Below are 2,427 nucleotides of genomic sequence, written 5' to 3'. Positions count from 1 at the left end.
TTGCGGTCTGTAATGATAAAGCGAATATCGGTAATATCCTGTTCTGGTAATGAACGAATGAAGTCAAGCAACTTGTTTTTTTGAGTCTCTCCCTGCTGACAAACTGCGTAAAGAACACTAGAAAGGTTAGAGCCATCTTCTTTAATATCATCATCTTTAGCGTAAGCATAATCCCGCATTACTGCTGGACGAGGATCAAGAAAGACAATATTTCTCAAGGTTTCTCGAATTACTTTAGTAACTGCTGGAATAATTTTTTGTGATTGAGTATGACTTTGCTGGAACCGACTGGGAGTTTCCAATTGATAAAAAATAGCTTGTCGGTTAGAACAAGGTATATGAGGCTTATTTTTACCTGTCTTAAAATTGTTATACATCACCCTAATTTCATCGGTGTGTGAGTTGGGATCGCCATCAATTTTGTAAAGTGTTAATTCCTGATCTTTACTAGCTTTACTGACACTTTCTCCGATTATAATAAGTTGGTCTGATAATAGCCCAATTTCAATCTCGAAATCAGTCCAACCGTCAGGAGCGTTATCAATGTGTGTTCCCAAGGTAAAATACTGTTTTTCTGCACCGAAAAGATCGATCGCTTGTCCACGAGCAATTGCATTCCCGCTTTGAATGTTGCGTTCAATGTCATCTAACCTGCTGCCTTTCGCTAACCACGAAAGTAAGCGAATTGCTTCTAGTGTATTACTTTTACCTGACGCATTAGCACCGATTAAAAAGGTTATGGGTGCTAGAGACAAGGTTGCCTCCTGATAGCTTTTGAAATTCCGAAGAGTCAGCGATGTTAACATACTTTTCACCCATTAAATCTTGACTGGTGCAGTTTGAGCATTTGTACTAAAAGTTCCAATACCAGCGCAGCTTATAGACTCTAACAAGTACCGAAAACTAGCACCCATAAGCTTGAAAACTCAAACTGTAGGGCAGGGCATATCCGAACAGTATAATCTAGGCTTGGGGAGATAAGATCGCTGTTTATTGGCATTGGGGCGGAACCCTTACCCTTACTGCAGGTCGCTTCTCAGAAAAAATTGAAAAGACGCTACTGGGTACATTTTCCCCTTGAAAATGGCTGTACCGTTGACTGTATCTAGAGTAGAGCGATTCTGTGGAGTTGGCTTTATAGTGATCGCTAACCTTATGATCACAGATGATGTCATTAATCTCTAGAGTAAGCAATTCCCTCTGTAGCCATGTTTTTGCTGGTTTTCTGCCCCGAAACAAGCTATAATGGTCGAAAGGTCAAATTGGAAAATTTTTGCCTCAAACCCTATCTGCGTAAAGACTTCAGGATTTTGTGTTCAGTAGCTCATTGGTATTATATGGCTTTAACTCAGGCTCTGTAAGACTTTTAGCCATAGCTAGTATTTTTGTACGGGTAAAGTACAGAGCTAAATGGTTGCCTTTTTTAACTTTTTTATTGATCTCATTAAGCATTTCTACTTATTGCAAGGGTGAGATGCTCCCTTATGAAATATGAAACTAGAGGCAAAGTCAAAATTAATAATCGTCTTAATTCCAATGAAATTAAAAGATATTGTCAACAAAGTCAAAATAGATTCTAGAAAATTAACCCAATATGCTCTCAATTTAGACAATCCAAAAGGATTAAATAAAGCCATCATGTTTCAACGCCACTTAGGATATACTCAAGATAATTATGAGCCACTTCTACAACAAATCGCTAACAAATCCCTTGAAGCAAAAGCTGTTTATCAAAGTACAGATCGACATGGCAAACGCTATCAAGTTGACCTAGAAATTACAGGAATTGAACCAGGGCAACAAGAAATAGTGAGGACTGGATGGATTGTTGAGCCTGATAGTGATACAGCTAAATTAGTAACTTTATATGTGAGAAAAAAACCATGATTAAACCAGAATTATTTGACCTTGTGGAATTATTAGTTGACTTGCCTGAACATAACTTAATAATGGGAGAACAAGGGACAATTGTTGAAGACTACAATGATGGTTGTTACGAAATTGAATTTAGTAATGATCTAGGGGAAACTATAGCCCTTTGTTCTCTCCCAATGCAGCAATTTATTGTCATCTGGAAAGCTCAGAACAAAACTTGGTTATCTTTAACAGAAAAGCTAACAGCTTTAATCGATAAATTACCCAAAGAAAAGCAACAAAAAGTTTTAGATTTCACCCGCTCTTTGTATCAATAAAATCGGAAAAATAGGCTATTCCAGAATTGTTATGCAAATAATTAACTTAAAATAAAAGCTAAAATTCATATAGGGAAGGACTTAAGGCACAAACAAGTTAAGGCCACAAAGATAGACAATAGAGTTAAGATTTGATATAATCGCCAAAAACGAGATTATTTTACTTATGATAGTTGATAAATTTTTGAACCTAAAAGGAACCTCTATTCAAGGCTATCGACACCTAGAAAATATC

Annotated in this window: 3 protein-coding genes; 2 read left to right on the top strand and 1 reads right to left on the bottom strand. The window is 36.8% G+C overall.

The annotated features are described in order from the left end of the window. On the bottom strand, positions 1-806 hold an 806-nt coding region (locus PX484_RS24755), incomplete at its 3' end, for an AAA family ATPase (RefSeq protein ID WP_353853264.1). A 730-nt stretch (positions 807-1,536) separates the two neighbouring features. Here PX484_RS24755 and PX484_RS24750 point away from each other — a divergent pair. Next, a complete protein-coding gene (locus tag PX484_RS24750; RefSeq protein ID WP_104395420.1) occupies positions 1,537-1,887 on the top strand; it encodes a DUF6883 domain-containing protein in 351 nt (116 codons plus the stop codon). Continuing rightward, on the top strand, positions 1,884-2,192 hold the full coding sequence (locus tag PX484_RS24745; RefSeq protein WP_002732232.1) for a DUF4926 domain-containing protein: 309 nt from the start codon (positions 1,884-1,886) through the stop codon (positions 2,190-2,192). The genes PX484_RS24750 and PX484_RS24745 overlap by 4 nt, the downstream gene beginning before the upstream one ends. Positions 2,193-2,427 lie beyond the last annotated feature (235 nt).

The organism is Microcystis sp. M49636_WE2 (assembly GCF_030065375.1).
Lineage (GTDB): Bacteria > Cyanobacteriota > Cyanobacteriia > Cyanobacteriales > Microcystaceae > Microcystis > Microcystis aeruginosa_C.
Note: the sequence above shows the minus strand (reverse complement) of the source record. Positions and strands in the feature narration are given on the sequence as shown.

What these genes read in the sequence shown, in the direction of transcription:
- PX484_RS24750 (WP_104395420.1), top strand. Translation starts at nt 1,537, where the DNA reads ATGAAATTAAAAGATATTGTCAACAAAGTCAAAATAGATTCTAGAAAA.
- PX484_RS24745 (WP_002732232.1), top strand. Translation starts at nt 1,884, where the DNA reads ATGATTAAACCAGAATTATTTGACCTTGTGGAATTATTAGTTGACTTG.